14 protein-coding genes and 1 tRNA gene are annotated in these 15,092 nt (G+C 62.7%); 10 read left to right on the top strand and 5 right to left on the bottom strand.

What is annotated here, in order from left to right; translation table 11 throughout:
• Window positions 1–6 precede the first annotated feature (6 nt).
• Together IB272_RS12205 and hemA are read left to right on the top strand one after the other, a co-directional pair.
• Complete coding sequence (locus tag IB272_RS12205) at window positions 7–804, top strand: xanthine dehydrogenase family protein subunit M (RefSeq protein WP_060582866.1); 798 nt, start codon at window positions 7–9, stop codon at window positions 802–804.
• 327 nt (window positions 805–1,131) lie between these two features.
• The gene (hemA, locus tag IB272_RS12200) at window positions 1,132–2,346 is read left to right on the top strand and encodes a 5-aminolevulinate synthase (protein ID WP_034802389.1); all 1,215 of its coding nucleotides are present in this window, start codon (window positions 1,132–1,134) and stop codon (window positions 2,344–2,346) included.
• 45 nt (window positions 2,347–2,391) lie between these two features.
• Here hemA and dxr read toward each other — a convergent pair whose 3' ends face one another.
• On the bottom strand, window positions 2,392–3,567 hold the full coding sequence (gene dxr / locus IB272_RS12195) for a 1-deoxy-D-xylulose-5-phosphate reductoisomerase (RefSeq protein WP_060582921.1): 1,176 nt from the start codon (window positions 3,565–3,567) through the stop codon (window positions 2,392–2,394).
• Window positions 3,568–3,776: 209 nt separating this feature from the next.
• Between dxr and IB272_RS12190 the strand changes: the two genes are divergently transcribed.
• The 3 genes from IB272_RS12190 to IB272_RS12180 all read left to right on the top strand — a co-directional run bounded on the left by IB272_RS12190 (window position 3,777) and on the right by IB272_RS12180 (window position 5,310).
• The gene (locus IB272_RS12190; RefSeq protein WP_060582867.1) at window positions 3,777–4,499 is read left to right on the top strand and encodes an META domain-containing protein; all 723 of its coding nucleotides are present in this window, start codon (window positions 3,777–3,779) and stop codon (window positions 4,497–4,499) included.
• Window positions 4,500–4,653: 154 nt separating this feature from the next.
• Window positions 4,654–4,815: a Thivi_2564 family membrane protein gene (locus tag IB272_RS12185; protein WP_089044368.1), complete on the top strand. Its 162-nt coding sequence runs from the start codon at window positions 4,654–4,656 to the stop codon at window positions 4,813–4,815.
• Between the two features lie 126 nt (window positions 4,816–4,941).
• A complete protein-coding gene (locus IB272_RS12180; protein ID WP_060582868.1) occupies window positions 4,942–5,310 on the top strand; it encodes a VOC family protein in 369 nt (122 codons plus the stop codon).
• Window positions 5,311–5,350: 40 nt separating this feature from the next.
• Here the strand turns inward: IB272_RS12180 and IB272_RS12175 are convergent, their stop codons facing one another.
• Together IB272_RS12175 and IB272_RS12170 are read right to left on the bottom strand one after the other, a co-directional pair.
• Window positions 5,351–5,620 (bottom strand): hypothetical protein, encoded by a 270-nt coding sequence (locus tag IB272_RS12175; protein WP_060582869.1) that lies wholly within the window; start codon window positions 5,618–5,620, stop codon window positions 5,351–5,353.
• A gap of 282 nt (window positions 5,621–5,902) precedes the next feature.
• Window positions 5,903–6,625, bottom strand: coding sequence for an SDR family NAD(P)-dependent oxidoreductase (locus IB272_RS12170; RefSeq protein WP_060582870.1), 723 nt, complete (start codon window positions 6,623–6,625; stop codon window positions 5,903–5,905).
• A 114-nt stretch (window positions 6,626–6,739) separates the two neighbouring features.
• Between IB272_RS12170 and IB272_RS12165 the strand changes: the two genes are divergently transcribed.
• Window positions 6,740–7,642, top strand: coding sequence for a LysR family transcriptional regulator (locus IB272_RS12165; RefSeq protein ID WP_060582871.1), 903 nt, complete (start codon window positions 6,740–6,742; stop codon window positions 7,640–7,642).
• A gap of 7 nt (window positions 7,643–7,649) precedes the next feature.
• Here IB272_RS12165 and IB272_RS12160 read toward each other — a convergent pair whose 3' ends face one another.
• A complete protein-coding gene (locus IB272_RS12160) occupies window positions 7,650–8,186 on the bottom strand; it encodes a GNAT family N-acetyltransferase (protein WP_348646785.1) in 537 nt (178 codons plus the stop codon).
• Window positions 8,187–8,240: 54 nt separating this feature from the next.
• Window positions 8,241–8,317 (bottom strand) — tRNA-Arg (locus tag IB272_RS12155).
• A gap of 253 nt (window positions 8,318–8,570) precedes the next feature.
• On the opposite strand from IB272_RS12155, the gene IB272_RS12150 reads away from it, so the two are divergent.
• From IB272_RS12150 to metH, 4 genes are all read left to right on the top strand, one after another.
• Window positions 8,571–9,467, top strand: coding sequence for an ROK family protein (locus IB272_RS12150; protein ID WP_060582909.1), 897 nt, complete (start codon window positions 8,571–8,573; stop codon window positions 9,465–9,467).
• Window positions 9,468–9,472: 5 nt separating this feature from the next.
• A complete protein-coding gene (locus IB272_RS12145; protein WP_034802370.1) occupies window positions 9,473–9,967 on the top strand; it encodes a heme-degrading domain-containing protein in 495 nt (164 codons plus the stop codon).
• A gap of 3 nt (window positions 9,968–9,970) precedes the next feature.
• A complete protein-coding gene (locus IB272_RS12140; RefSeq protein WP_113135853.1) occupies window positions 9,971–11,131 on the top strand; it encodes an AGE family epimerase/isomerase in 1,161 nt (386 codons plus the stop codon).
• Window positions 11,132–11,296: 165 nt separating this feature from the next.
• Window positions 11,297–15,067: a methionine synthase gene (metH, locus tag IB272_RS12135; protein ID WP_060582911.1), complete on the top strand. Its 3,771-nt coding sequence runs from the start codon at window positions 11,297–11,299 to the stop codon at window positions 15,065–15,067.
• Window positions 15,068–15,092 lie beyond the last annotated feature (25 nt).

The raw sequence follows: 15,092 nt of genomic DNA, 5'->3' as shown, positions 1-15,092 counted from the left end.
CACCCCATGTACGAGACCCAATATCACCGGGCGTCCTCGGTTCAGGACGCCGTCAGCCGAATGGATGCGGCCGGCGAAGGCAAGTACGTCTCCGGTGGCATGACCCTCATTCCGACGATGAAGCAGCGGCTGGCGTCGCCGAGCGATCTGATCGACCTTAGGCACATCGCCGAGATGCAGGGCATCTCAGTCAACGGCCGATCCGTGCGGATCGGCGCGGCCACGACACATTATGAGGTCGCCTCGTCGGCGGCGCTCAAAGCTGTGTGTCCGGCGATCTGCAGCCTTGCCAGCCATATCGGCGATCCGCATGTGCGACACATGGGCACGATCGGCGGCTCCATCGCCAACAACGATCCGGCGGCGGATTATCCGGCAGCGATGCTCGGGCTCGGCGCGACGATCGTGACCAACCGGCGGGAGATCGCGGCCGACGATTTCTTCACCGGTCTGTTCGAAACGGCGCTGGAAGACAGCGAGATCGTCGTCGCGGTCAGCTTCGACGCCCCGGCAAAGGCCGCCTACCAGAAATTCGCCAACCCGGCCTCGCGCTACGCGATGACCGGTGTCTTCGTCGCCAAGCGCGACAATGGCGAGATCCGGGTCGCGGTCACGGGTGCGGGCGCAAATGGCGTTTTCCGTCAGGCGGAGATGGAGGCAGCCCTTGCTGCCAACTGGACGCCGGATGCGCTTGGCAATATTAGCGTCGATGCCTCGGAGCTGCTCTCCGACATTCACGCGGATGCGGCCTATCGCGCCAATCTGGTGAAGGTCATGGCCAAACGCGCCGTTGCGGCGGCATGACCAGCCTTCGCCGTCACACCAACATTGAAAAAGGACGGCTTCGGCCGTCCTTTTTTCATCCTTGCTTGACTTCGATCAAGCTTGACGTGATGAACATGCACTAAGGCTTTCTTTGGAATGTTTCAAAACTAGGGCTGTTCCCGTTGAAACGGTTTCAGTGAAAGCAGCGAAGATGCTCAGGCTCAAAAATGCTAGATCATCTCGGATGCACTCGCTGGGAAGGCAGCGCGTCAAGGGCCTTTTGCCGCAGTTGGCAGATGCCGGGCATTCCGAGGTTGACCCCAGGTCGCTTTGATTGAAGAAAGCGGCCGGGCACTGGAGAAAATGATGGATTTCGAGAATTTCTTTAAGAACGAGCTGGACGGGCTGCATCAGGAAGGCCGCTACCGGGTTTTCGCAGACCTCGCCCGTCATCGCGGCCAATTCCCGAAGGCCGCGCGCCATACGGCTGAAGGCGTTCAGGAAGTCACCGTCTGGTGTTCGAACGACTATCTCGGCATGGGCCAGCATTCTGTCGTCACCGAGGCGATGAAGCGCGCCATCGACGAATGCGGCGCCGGCGCCGGCGGCACCCGCAACATTTCCGGTACCAACCATTACCACGTCCTGCTTGAGCGCGAGCTCGCGGACCTGCATGGCAAGGAATCGGCACTGCTCTTTACTTCCGGCTACGTGTCCAACTGGGCCGCGCTCGGAACGCTCTGTTCCAAGATTCCCGGTGTTATCGTCTTCTCGGACGCCGGGAATCACGCTTCGATGATCGAGGGGATCCGTCACTCCAAGTGCGAACGCGTCATCTTCAAGCATAATTCGGTCGCTGACCTCGAGGCCAAGCTCGCTGCCGCCGATCCGCGTGCGCCGAAGCTCATTGCTTTCGAGTCCGTCTATTCGATGGATGGCGACATTGCGCCGATCAAGGAATTCTGCGACCTCGCCGACAAGTACGGCGCCATGACCTATCTCGACGAAGTGCATGCGGTCGGCATGTACGGTCCGCGTGGCGGCGGCATTGCCGAGCGCGAAGGCCTGATGCACCGCCTGACGGTGATCGAAGGCACGCTCGGCAAGGCTTTCGGTGTCATGGGCGGCTACATCACCGGCTCCGCCGCACTCTGCGACTTCATCCGCTCGTTTGCCTCCGGCTTCATCTTCACGACGGCGCTGCCGCCGACGCTTGCCGCCGGTGCGCTCGCCTCGATTCGCCACCTGAAGGAAAGCCAGGTCGAACGTTTCGCGCACCAGGAGCGTGTGCGTCGTCTGCGCTCGCTACTCGACCAGCGCGGCATTCCGCACATGCCGAACCCGAGCCATATCGTGCCGGTCATGGTTGGCGACGCTGCCAAGTGCAAGTGGATCTCGGATCTCCTGCTCGACAATTTCGGCGTCTACGTGCAGCCGATCAACTATCCGACGGTGCCGAAGAAGACCGAGCGCCTGCGCATCACCCCGACGCCGCTCCATTCGGATGCCGACATCGACCATCTCGTCGGCGCGCTGCATTCGCTGTGGTCGCGCTGTGCGCTGGCCCGCGCTGTCGCGTAAGGCCAATCTTGCCGGCGCCATGCGCGCCGGTCAGAAAGCTCTGAATTACCGAAGCAGCCCGGCCGCCAAGTGCCGGGCTTTTTCGTCGGCGGCAAAGACGTCGTCCATCGTTGCGGCCCCCGGCAGGTCGGCAAGCTTGTCCATGACCTTTTCGACGATCTCTGCCATGGCGAGAAAGCCGGTGCGGCCGGCGATGAACGCGTCGAGCGCGGTTTCCTTGGCGCCGTTGAGGACCGCACCCTGCACGCCGCCTTCGACCATGGCGCGCCGCGCCAGGCGGATGGCCGGGAAGCGCACTTCGTCCGGCGCCTCGAAATCGAGGCGCGACAGCTTGGCGAAATCGAGCCGCTCGATCGGCAGGCTGCAGCGGCTCGGATAGGAGAGCGCATAGCCGATGGCGGTGCGCATGTCCGGGCAGCCGAGCTGGGCGAGCACCGATCCGTCGGTATAGCCGACCATCGAGTGGATCACCGACTGCGGGTGCACGATCACCTCGACCTGCTCGGGCTGAAGCGCGAAGAGATGTCTCGCCTCGATCATCTCCAACGCCTTGTTGAACATAGAGGCGCTGTCGATCGAGATTTTCAGGCCCATCGACCAGTTCGGATGGGCGCGCGCGACGTCAGCCGTCACGTGACGCATTTCTTCCAGCGACTTGGTGCGGAAGGGGCCGCCGGAAGCGGTCAGGATGATACGCTCGACCGCATGGCGCTGGTGTTCTTCCAGAACCTGGAAGATGGCATTGTGTTCGCTGTCGACCGGAAGCAGCCGACCGCCGCCTTTCTTCACCGCGTCGATGAACAGACTGCCGGCGGAAACCAGGCACTCCTTGTTGGCAAGCGCGATGTCGGCGCCGCGGCGGGCCGCGGCAAGCGTCGGCGCCAAGCCGGCATTGCCGACGATCGCCGCCATCACCCAGTCCGCGTTGCGCTCGGCCGCTTCGATCAGGCCGCTCTTGCCGGCGGCAACCTGAATGCCGGTGCCGGCGAGCGCGGCCTTCAGGTTTTCGTACTGGCTATCGTTGGCGGTGACGGCGAGTTCGGCGCGAACTTTCACGGCCTGCTCGGCGAGCAGGGGAATGTTGCCGTTGCCGGTGACGGCGACGACGTCGAAGCGCTCACGGCCGCCAAGGCGCTCGATAACGTCGAGCGTGTTGGTGCCGATCGAACCGGTCGAGCCGAGGATCGTCAGTCGGCGCTTCGCACTGTCGTGGGATGCCATGCCAATACCCATGTTCTTCTTTTCGGACGGAATGCCCGGCTGAGCCTTCGCCGCGGGCGCATGATCTTCACGAGATCGATCCGAGTCTTTTATGTTGTTTGCTAGGCTCTACAGGCGAAATCCGCCGGCAACAAGGGTGCGGTCTTCATTCCGTCTCGTCCGCAGGCTAAGAATTGGGTGCCTTGAGTCGGGGTCCGGAGGAGTTCGCGATGCTGAAAATCATAACCGCCGTTTCCTGCGCCTGTGTCGCGATCGAAATGGCATCGATGCAGCCGGTTGCGGCGGAAAACGTGCCGCCGCAGCTCGTCGCCACCTGGCTTGCCGAAGATATCGGTGGGGGTGGGGTCATCGACAATCTCCAGTCGACCCTGGAGATCCGCGAGGACGGGACCTATGGCGGCATGGCCGGCTGCAACCATTTCACCGGTACTTTCAGTCTCTCCGGCTCGAAGATCACCTTCGGCCCGGCGGCATCGACACGCAAGATGTGCGTGCCCGCGGTGATGAACCAGGAGCAGAAGTTCCTCAAGGCGCTCAGCAACGAGCTTTCCTGGTCGGTGGAAGGATCGAAGCTCGTGCTTGGCAAGGCCGGCGGCGGCATCGCCCTGAAACTGGCGTCTATGACGGCAGCGTCTGGAGGCGCCGACGTGACGATCCGCGTTCCCCGCGCCGATGCGGTGGACCGGCAATCGGTCCGCTACGACTGCGGCGGCAAGGCGATCGAGGCGGAATACATCAATGCCGGCCCGGTTTCGCTGGTGACCTTCACCATCGACGGCACATTCGTCGTCGCCTCAAACGTGATAGCTGCGTCCGGAGCCAAATATGCCGGCGGGCAATATGTCTGGTGGACGAAGGGCGAGGAAGCAACGCTGTATGATGCCACCAAAGGCGACGAGGATCAGGGAACCGCCTGCAAGCCGGCATCCTGAGCCGGCTTCTCGCCTGAGCGGAAACACCAGGCGCGGCCTGCGCCTGGGTGAACCAGTGGCATAAGTTGTCGCCTCGATTGGAACTTTTTCCTTCGCGTCCTAGTTACAATCCCGACGCCATCGCGGCGCTGTTGTGTGAAAATGGGAGTGTTCCATGGGGCTGCTTATCGGAATTCTGATTACCTTCCTCGTCATCGTGCTGGTGCTCTATCTCGTCCAGCGTCTGCCGCTCGACGCGCGCGCCAAGCAGATCGTCCAGATCATCGTCATCATCATCGGCATCATCTCTCTGTTGAAATATCTCGCCGTCTTCTGACGTGTCGCCTTCCTGCCAAAGGCCGCCGGATCGCAAGGCCCGGCGGCCTTTGGCTGTCCGGTTGATGCTGACAGTATCTGACAGCGGCAGTGCCTAGTGTCCGGGCATCGAAAAGGAGACCCGACGATGCTGTCACCGAACCTCATCCTGCTCTATGTCGAAGACCCAACCGGAAGCGCTGCCTTCTATACCGGCCTGCTTGGACGCGAACCCGTCGCATCCTTCCCGACTTATGTCGCCTTCCAACTCGAAAACGGGCTGACGTTCAGTCTCTGGTCCACCGGTGCACGGGATTTCGTTTCGTCTGGAAGCGGTCACCGCTCTGAAGTCGCCTTCATGGTGAAGGACGATGCCGAGGTCGAGCGCCTTTATGCGGAATGGCGCAGCAAAGGGATCACGATCGAGCAGGAGCTGAAGACGGCGGTCTTCGGCCGCACCTTCGTCGCGCTTGACCCGGATGGCCATCGGCTGCGCGTGTGCCGGCCCGATGATTGAAATCATCAGGTTTTGGTGGACCGAACGCGGATAGCAACGCTTATTGCGCGGCCGTCGGCGCTCTGCGGTCAAGGATGGCCTGGAACAGGGCGGCCTGACGCTCGGTCGCGGCGCGGATCGCGCTGAGCTGCCGCAGCATCGAGCCGAAAGCCGCGAGAAGTATGCCGCTCAGGATCGCGCTCAAGGCCCAAGGCAGTATGACGAGCGCCCGAAGCTGCGCCGTTGCCGGATCGGCAGCGAGCAGCGCGATCGCGGCGGCCAGAGCGGCCAGGATGATGACGATGCCGATGATTTGCAGAAGCTTACCCATGGTGTCCTCCCGTCATGCGCGCACCGTCAGGCAGACTGCATCTCCTGTCAAGCCAGCCGCCCAGCGCGGCAACCTTGCGATCGTGATCGAAGGAACGGGACCGGCCCAACAAAAAAGGCCGGGGCAAACCCGACCTTCCTCATCACCTTCCGTCGATGCCAGTTCATCCGTGGTCATCAGGAAGATGTGAGTGTTGTTTAGCTGTCGTTCGTGACAGGCGCATGACGTCAGCGCGTTTCTTTTCCCCTGCGCCGCCCTGCGCCAGCAACGGGCGCTCCCACTCTACCATTTGCCCAGATGCGCGCCGCCGTCCACGTTCAGCACCTCCCCGGTTATGCGCGGCGCCCTGGTCAGGAACAGGACGGCATCCGCGATCTCGGCCACGCTGGAAATGCTGTGCATCGGCGAGAGCGTGTTCAGGAAATCCCGCGGGTTGTCCTTGTGGAGCGGCGTGTCGACGACACCGGGGGCCACGACGTTGACGCGGATTCCGTCCCTTGCGTATTCCATGGCGATGTTCTTCGAGATCGCGTTGATGCCGCCCTTGGTCAGCATGGCGACCGAAGCGTTCATGCCTGCAATCGGTCGGTCGGCAAGGGGTGTCGTGATGCTGACGATGCTGCCGCCTCTTTTCTGCGAAAGCATCTGCTTGATCACAAGCTGGGTCGTGTGGAGGAATCCCTCGATGTTGGTGGCGCTCAGCTGCCGGTAGTCTTCGGCGGTGTAGTCGACGAAGGCCTTGGTGAAGAAGATGCCGGCATTGTTGACGAGCGCGTCGATCGAGCCGAACCGGGCGATCGCGGTTTCGACCACGCGTTTCGCCGTCTCCGGATCGGCGATATCGCCGTCGACCCGGGCCAGCCGGTCCGATTCGGTGATTTCGCGCGATTGGCTGACATTGCGCGAGGTTGCGACGACGCTGTAGCCCTCTGCCAGAAAAGCGTTTGTGAGGCCCGCGCCGATGCCCTGGGATGCACCGGTGATGATGGCGACTTTGTTTGTCATCTGATCTCTCTCCGTGGATGGACGGTTTCGGTGAGATCAATATGGCTGCTGCCAGATTGTGCGATTAGGCGGAAATATCTGGAATTACTTTTCTAGCGATGCAAAAATCTTCCCATGGTCGATCTGAACGATATCGCGGTCTTTGCGGCCGTTGCCCAATTCGAGAGTTTCAGCCGGGCGGCACGTTCGCTCGGCATGCCGGTCTCCACCGTCAGCCGCAAGGTCACGGCGCTCGAGGAGCAACTGGGCGTCACGCTCATCCAGCGCACGACGCGCAAGCTCAGTCTCACGGCGCAGGGGCGCGCCTATTATGCGGAATGCGGCGAACCGCTGAAGCAGCTTCGCGACGCGGAGCGGGTGCTGAGCGAGGCGCAGAGAAGACCGGAGGGGTTGCTGCGGGTCACCGTTCCCATGACCCTCGGGCAGCCGCCCTTCTTTGATTTCCTGTCCGCATTTCTGAAGACGTATCCCGAGATCGAGGTCGATCTGCTCGTCACCAATATGTTCATGGACCTCGTTGCCGAAAACATCGACGTCGCAGTGCGGTTCGGCGAATTGCGCGATTCGTCGCTTGTCGCGCAGCGTTTGGGTCGAAGCACCCATTTCCTGGTGGCCGCACCCGGCTATCTCGACAAACATGGCACCCCATCGCGACCCGAAGACCTGAGTGGCCACCGCTGTGTCCTGGTCAATGCCCGGGGCAACGAGGCCGAATGGCATCTGGTCAAGGGTGGCGAAGCGGCCAGCCTGCGTGTGACCGGGGCGGTGTCGGTCCACGATATCCAGTCGGCGAGTGCCATGACCGAGCGCGGCCACGGCATCGGCCGGCTCCCGCCGATCTTCTGCGACAGCCTACTTGCGAGCGGCAAGCTTCTGCGCGTGCTTCCGGGATGGTCCGCGCCGGATGTCTTTGTGCATGCGGTCTATCCGACGCGGCGCTTCCTGCCATCGCGGCTGCAGGTGTTTCTGCAGGAACTCAAAGCCTGGCGCGGCCCGGCGTGGCAGCCGCTTCGGTGAGCGTGCGTTAGGGCACGATCTCCTCGAGCTTCTGCGCAAAGGCGCTGAAGCCGGCGCGGCGATAGGTAGCCTGCGCCTTCGGGTGATCCCATTCGTCCGTATGTAGCCAGATCCGGTTTGCACCTCGGTCCCAGACGGCGCGCAGCGCGCTATCGAGCAGAAATGGCCCCAGCCTTTGGCCGTAAACATCCGGGATCAGGCCGAAATGGGTGAGCTCGACATCCTCGGTATCGGCGCGGTCGAATTCACAGAGCCCGACTGCGCGGCCATCCAGCCGGAGGATGTAGAGGATCGTGGAGGCGCTTCTGAGAAAGTCGTCGAGATCGGCCGTCGGCATGCGCAGCCGCTGATCCCAGCGCAACGGTTCGCCGACGGCGCGATAGAGCGAAAGAAACGCAGCGGCATCCGGACGTTCGGACGCGACCACCGCTTGCGCGATCGGTGCCGGAAACGCGTCGCCCGCCGGACGTTCGAGCATTTCCATATAGGTCACGAGCAGATGAACCGTGTTTTCTCCGGAGGGGGTTGCTTTGCTGTCATCCACGGCGTCAGCACGGCGTGCGCCGCGTCCAATTCGATTAAGAGGGGTCTTGGAGAATGGTGATCCCGCCGCGATTCGAACGCGGGACCCCCAGATTAGGAATCTGGTGCTCTATCCTGCTGAGCTACGGGACCACTTGAATAGCACCCATACAAAAGCGAGGGCTCTTCGCCAAGTGTTTTTGCGTTAGTGCCCGAGGAAATGCAGGTGGCGGCGAGCTTGGGTCGTCTCGTCCGGGTGGTGTGCCGACGCGGACCGGCAGGCTTGAAAACGAGGGTGAAACGGGGGGCTGGTCTTCCATGTCCTCCGAATGCTAAGCAAAGCAAGCGCCGGCCCGAGGAAGCTGGCGCTCCCCATTGAGTCCTTCATCAGAGACCTGATCCACATATGTTCATCGGAATAGATTGGGGCGGCACAAAAATGGAAGTCATCGCGCTTGGCCGCGATGGCGAAACACGCGCCCGTCATCGCGTCTCGACCCCGACCAGCGGCTATGACGATTGCATCCGCGCCGTTCTCGATCTCGTTGCTGCCGCCGAGCAGACGGCGGGCGAACAGGGCTCGATCGGCATCGGCATTCCCGGCAGTCCCAATCCGCGCACCGGAATCGTGCGCAATTCCAATGCGGTGCTGATCAATGGCAAGCCCCTTGGGCGTGACCTCGAAACGGCGCTTGGCCGCCCGGTCCGGCTTGCCAACGACGCCAATTGCCTGGCGGTCTCGGAGGCGGTCGATGGCGCCGGCAAGAATGAGCATGTGGTCTTCGGCGTTATCGTCGGCACTGGCCATGGCGGCGGCCTTGCGATCGACAAGAAGGTGCACGCCGGCTACCAGGGCGTTGCCGCCGAGATCGGCCATTATCCGCTGCCCTGGATGACGCAGGACGAATATCCTGGCCACAAATGCTGGTGCGGCAAGCACGGTTGCCTCGACATGTATGCCTGCGGCACGGGTGTCGAGCTCGACTATCGCCTGACGACCGGCGTCGAAATGCGTGGGCGCGACATCATCGAGGCGAAGCGGGCGAGCGATCCGGTTGCAACGGGCGTCTATGAGCGCTTCGTCGACCGGCTGGCGCGCAGCCTGGCACTGCTCACCAACATCATCGACCCGGATGTCTACGTGCTTGGCGGCGGCATGTCGAATGTCGACGAGATCTACCAGGACGTGCCGCCGCGGGTCGTCAACTACCTCTTCGGCGACACGTTCGAAACGCCCATTCGCAAGGCCCTGCACGGCGACAGTTCCGGCGTGCGCGGTGCGGCCTGGCTCTGGAAGGACTGACCCCCATGAATATCGACAAGGACCTCGCCCGTATCGCGCGGCAGGAACAGGAATTGCAGTTCGAGCGCTTCGATCTCGATGCGGCGTGGGAGCTTGGCTCACTGCTGCGCAAGATGGCGGCCGAGCGCAAGCTTGGCGTCGTCATCGACATCACGCTCTTCTCGATGCAGGTGTTCTACGCCGCGCTCGACGGGGCGACGCCGGATAATCCGAACTGGGTGCGCCGCAAGCGCAACACCGTGTTCCGCCTGTTCAAGAGCAGCTATGCCACCGGCCGCGAGCTCGCCAAGGCGCAGACCAATCTGCAGGCCAAGCTCGGCCTTGCCGATGCGGATTATGCAGCGCACGGTGGCAGTTTCCCGATCGTCGTCAAAGGCACCGGCTGTATCGGTGCCGTCACCGTATCCGGCCTGCCGCAACGCGAGGACCACAACATGGTGGTCGAAGCGCTCTCGGCCTTGCTCGGCAAGGATCATGGCGCCTTGAAGCTCGAGGACTGAGAATTGGCATTGGATATAATTTCGCAATCACGCGTGCTGTCGGATTGGCTGGCAGACAAGGCCCTGCCGCTCTGGCGCGACAAGGGTGTCGATCATTCAGGCGGCTTCGTCGAGACGATCGATATGGCAGGCGAGCCGACCCGCGCCAACCGGCGTGCACGCGTTCAGCCGCGGCAGGTCTACTGTTTCGCCGAGGCCGGGCGGCGCGGCTGGTCCGGTGATTGGCGCGGTGCCGCCGAAGGCGGGCTTGCCGATTTCGATCGCATTTTCAAGCAGCCGAGCGGCTTTTACGGCGCGCTCGCCGATGCCGACGGCAATCTGCTCGATCCGTCCTTTGACCTCTACAACCAGGCCTTCGCGCTGCTTGCCTTCGCCTATCTGGGCGAGGTCGTGCCGGCCCGCAAGGCCGAGATGATCGAGCGCAGCAATGACCTTCGCTCGCGGATCGAGGCGCATGTCAAGCATCCGGTCGCGGGCTTCGAGGAAGACAATCCCTCGCGCCTGCCGCTCTGCTCCAATCCGCATATGCATCTCTTTGAGGCGTGCCTGGCGAGCGAGACGGTCGAGGGCTTCGATCGGGTTGGCTGGGCGAACCTCGCCGACGAAATTGCGCATCTGGCGATGGATTATTTCATCGATGCCGAGAGCGGTGTGCTGCGCGAATTCTTCGATCACGACTGGGCGCCGATGGCAGGCGAAAAGGGCCGGATCGTCGAGCCTGGACATCTGTTCGAATGGGCGTGGCTGCTTTTGCGCTGGGCGGAGCGCCGCGGCAGCGCCGAGGCGATCGTCAAGGCACGGCGGCTGTTCGATATCGGTGAGGCCCACGGCATCTGCGCGAACCGCAACGTCGCGATCATGACGCTTCTCGACGATCTGTCGGTGGCAGATCCGATCGCGAGGCTTTGGCCGCAGACCGAGTGGCTGAAGGCGGCCGTCCGCTTTGCCGCACTCACCAATGGTGCCGAGCGCGAGCGTTATCTTGCTTCGGCCGCGCGAGCAGCGGCGGCCCTTCAGACGTTTCTGGCGACGCCGGTTGCGGGCCTTTGGCGCGACAAGCAGAAGGCCGACGGCACCTTCGTCGAGGAGCCGGCGCCGGCGAGCAGCTTCTACCATATCCTCTGCGCCATTTATGAGACCGAGGACTGCCTAGCCCGGAGCTGATTTGCCGATCCAGAGTATCGCTTTCATTATGGCCCGTCGCGATTGCGGCGGGCCATTTTCTTTGCTCCGAGAGGTAAATGTGATTGCTGCATATGTTGACATAAAGATATCTTTATGTGATTGACTTGCCTTAGTGTTTGTCGTTTTCAGAACGGGAGATTTCCCATGTCCGCCATCGACGCCCTTTTCGGCGATGTTTCCTCCAAGCCGGATGGCTCCGAGATCAAGCGGGCGCTGGCCCAGGCTGCGCGCGAACGCATCCTGATCATGGATGGCGCGATGGGCACGGAGATCCAGCAGCTCGGCTTTGTCGAGCAGCATTTCCGCGGCGACCGATTTGGCGGCTGCGCCTGTCATCAACAGGGCAACAACGACCTTCTGACGCTGACCCAGCCGAAGGCGATCGAGGACATCCATTACGCCTATGCCATCGCCGGCGCGGATATCCTTGAAACCAACACGTTCTCTTCGACCCGCATCGCCCAGGCCGATTACGGCATGGAAGACATGGTCTATGATCTCAACCGCGATGGTGCCCGAGTGGCTCGGCGCGCGGCCAAGCGGGCCGAAGCCGCAGACGGTCGCCGCCGTTTCGTCGCCGGCGCGCTCGGGCCGACGAACCGCACGGCGTCGATTTCGCCCGACGTCAACAATCCCGGTTATCGCGCCGTCACCTTCGACGATTTGCGCGTCGCCTATGCCGAACAGATCCGCGGTCTGATCGACGGCGGCGCCGACATCATTCTGATCGAGACGATCTTCGACACCCTGAACGCCAAGGCGGCGATCTTCGCGACCAAGGAAGTCTTTGCGGAGAAGGGTATCGACCTGCCGGTCATGATCTCCGGCACGATCACCGACCTCTCGGGCCGCACCCTGTCCGGCCAGACGCCGACCGCCTTCTGGCACTCGGTGCGCCATGCCGAGCCTTTCACCATCGGGCTCAACTGCGCGCTCGGCGCCAATGCGATGCGCGCCCACATCGACGAACTTTCAAGCGTTTCCGATACCTTCGTCTGCGCCTATCCCAATGCCGGCCTGCCGAACGAGTTCGGCCGGTACGACGAAACGCCGGAGCAGATGGCCGCCCAGGTGGAAGCCTTTGCGCGCGACGGGCTGCTCAACATTGTCGGCGGCTGCTGCGGCTCGACGCCGGCCCATATCAGCGCGATCGCCAAGGCCGTTGCCAAGCATCCGCCGCGCGAGATCCCCAAGGTCGAGCCGCTGATGCGGCTCTCCGGGCTGGAGCCCTTCACGCTCACCTCCGACATTCCCTTCGTCAACGTCGGCGAGCGCACCAACGTCACCGGCTCGGCGAAGTTCCGCAAGCTGATCACTGCCGGCGATTATGCGGCCGCTCTCGACGTCGCGCGCGACCAGGTGGCGAACGGCGCCCAGATCATCGACATCAATATGGACGAGGGCCTGATCGATTCGAAGCAGGCGATGATCGAGTTCTTGAACCTCGTCGCCTCCGAGCCGGATATCGCCCGCGTTCCCGTCATGATCGATTCGTCGAAGTGGGAAGTGATCGAGGCGGGCCTGAAATGCGTTCAGGGCAAGCCGCTGGTCAATTCCATCTCGATGAAGGAAGGCGAAGAGGCGTTCCTGCACCATGCCAGGCTTTGCCGCGCCTACGGTGCCGCCGTCGTCATCATGGCCTTCGACGAGGTCGGCCAGGCCGACACCCAGGCGCGCAAGGTCGAGATCTGCACACGCGCCTACAAGCTCCTGACGGAACAGGCGGGCTTCCCGCCCGAAGACATAATCTTCGATCCGAACATCTTCGCCGTGGCGACGGGCATCGAGGAACACAACAACTACGGTGTCGACTTCATCGAGGCGACGCGCGAGATCATCAAGACCCTGCCGCACGTGCATGTGTCGGGCGGCGTCTCCAACCTCTCCTTCTCGTTCCGCGGCAACGAGCCGGTGCGCGAGGCAATGCACGCGGTGTTCCTCTACCACGCCATCCAGGCGGGCATGGACATGGGCATCGTCAACGCCGGCCAGCTCGCCGTCTATGACGCCATCGATGCCGATCTGCGCGAGGCCTGCGAGGACGTGGTGCTCAACCGCCGCGCCGATTCGACCGAGCGCATGCTGGAGATCGCTGAGCGCTATCGCGGACAGGGCGGCTCGCAGGGCCGCGAGAAGGATCTTTCCTGGCGCGAATGGTCGGTGGCAAAGCGCCTCGAACATGCGCTGGTCAACGGCATCACCGAATACATCGAGGCTGATACCGAGGAGGCTCGGCTTGAGGCAGCGCGGCCGCTGCATGTCATCGAGGGCCCGCTGATGGCCGGCATGAACGTCGTCGGCGACCTCTTCGGTTCGGGCAAGATGTTCCTGCCGCAGGTGGTCAAATCCGCACGCGTCATGAAGCAGGCGGTCGCCGTGCTCTTGCCGCACATGGAGGCGGAAAAGCTCGCCAATGGCGGCGAGGCGCGCGAAAGTGCCGGCAAGATCCTGATGGCGACGGTCAAGGGCGACGTGCACGACATCGGCAAGAACATCGTCGGCGTCGTGTTGGCCTGCAACAATTACGAGATCATCGATCTCGGCGTCATGGTGCCCTCGGCGAAGATCCTCGAAGTGGCGCGCGAGCAGAAGGTCGACATCATCGGCCTCTCCGGCCTGATCACGCCCTCACTGGATGAAATGGTGCATGTCGCCTCAGAGCTTGAGCGCGAAGGCTTCGATGTACCGCTGCTGATCGGCGGCGCGACGACCAGCCGCGTGCACACCGCCGTCAAGATCAATCCGCGCTACGATCGCGGCCAGACGGTCTACGTGACGGATGCCAGCCGCGCCGTCGGCGTCGTATCGAGCTTGCTCTCGCCCGAAGCGCGCGACAATTACATGGAGACGGTTCGGGCGGAGTATCGCAAGGTCGCCGACGCGCATGCGCGCAACGAGGCGGAAAAGCGCCGGCTGCCCCTGTCGCAGGCACGTGCCAATCAGCATCGGGTTGACTGGTCGAATTATCAGGCCAAGACGCCCTCGTTCCTCGGCACGCGCGTGTTCGAAAGCTGGGATCTGGCGGAGCTTGCCCGCTACATCGACTGGACGCCGTTCTTCCAGACCTGGGAGCTGAAGGGCGTCTATCCGAAGATCCTCGACGACGAGGCGCAAGGTGCGGCTGCCCGCCAGTTGTTCGACGACGCGCAGGCGATGCTGAAAAAGATCATCGAGGAGAAGTGGTTTGCGCCGAAGGCGGTCGTCGGCTTCTGGCCGGCGGGCACGGTCGGCGACGATATCCGGCTCTTTACCGGAGAGGATCGGGCCGCTGAACTTGCGACCTTCTTCACGCTGCGCCAGCAACTCAGCAAGCGCGATGGCCGTGCGAACGTGGCCCTTTCCGACTTCGTCGCGCCTGTTGATAGCGGCTCCAACGACTATGTCGGCGGTTTCGTTGTCACAGCCGGCATCGAGGAAGTGGCGATCGCCGAGCGCTTCGAGCGCGCCAACGACGATTACTCCTCGATTATGGTCAAGGCGCTGGCCGATCGTTTCGCCGAGGCCTTTGCCGAGCGCATGCATGAATATGTGCGCACCGAACTCTGGGGTTATGCGGCGGACGAGACGTTTACGCCCATGGAGCTGATTGGGGAGCCCTATGGCGGCATCCGCCCGGCGCCGGGTTATCCGGCCCAGCCCGATCACACGGAAAAGGCAACGCTCTTCCGGCTGCTTGACGCAGAAGCAACGATCGGCGTCAGCCTCACCGAGAGCTATGCGATGTGGCCGGGTTCGTCGGTTTCCGGCCTCTATATCGGCCATCCCGAAGCCTATTACTTCGGTGTCGCCAAGGTCGAGCGCGACCAGGTCGAGGACTATGCGACACGTAAACGCATGCCGGTGCGCGAGGTCGAGCGCTGGCTGTCGCCGATCCTCAACTACGTGCCGATGCCTGAGACCGAAGCGGCCGAGTAGCGTCGCCGGAGGGCGAGATGACGAG

The organism is Ensifer sp. ENS08 (assembly GCF_014852195.1).
In the GTDB taxonomy this organism is placed as follows: Bacteria; Pseudomonadota; Alphaproteobacteria; order Rhizobiales; family Rhizobiaceae; genus Ensifer; species Ensifer adhaerens.
This window is presented reverse-complemented; position numbering and strand designations above follow the sequence as displayed.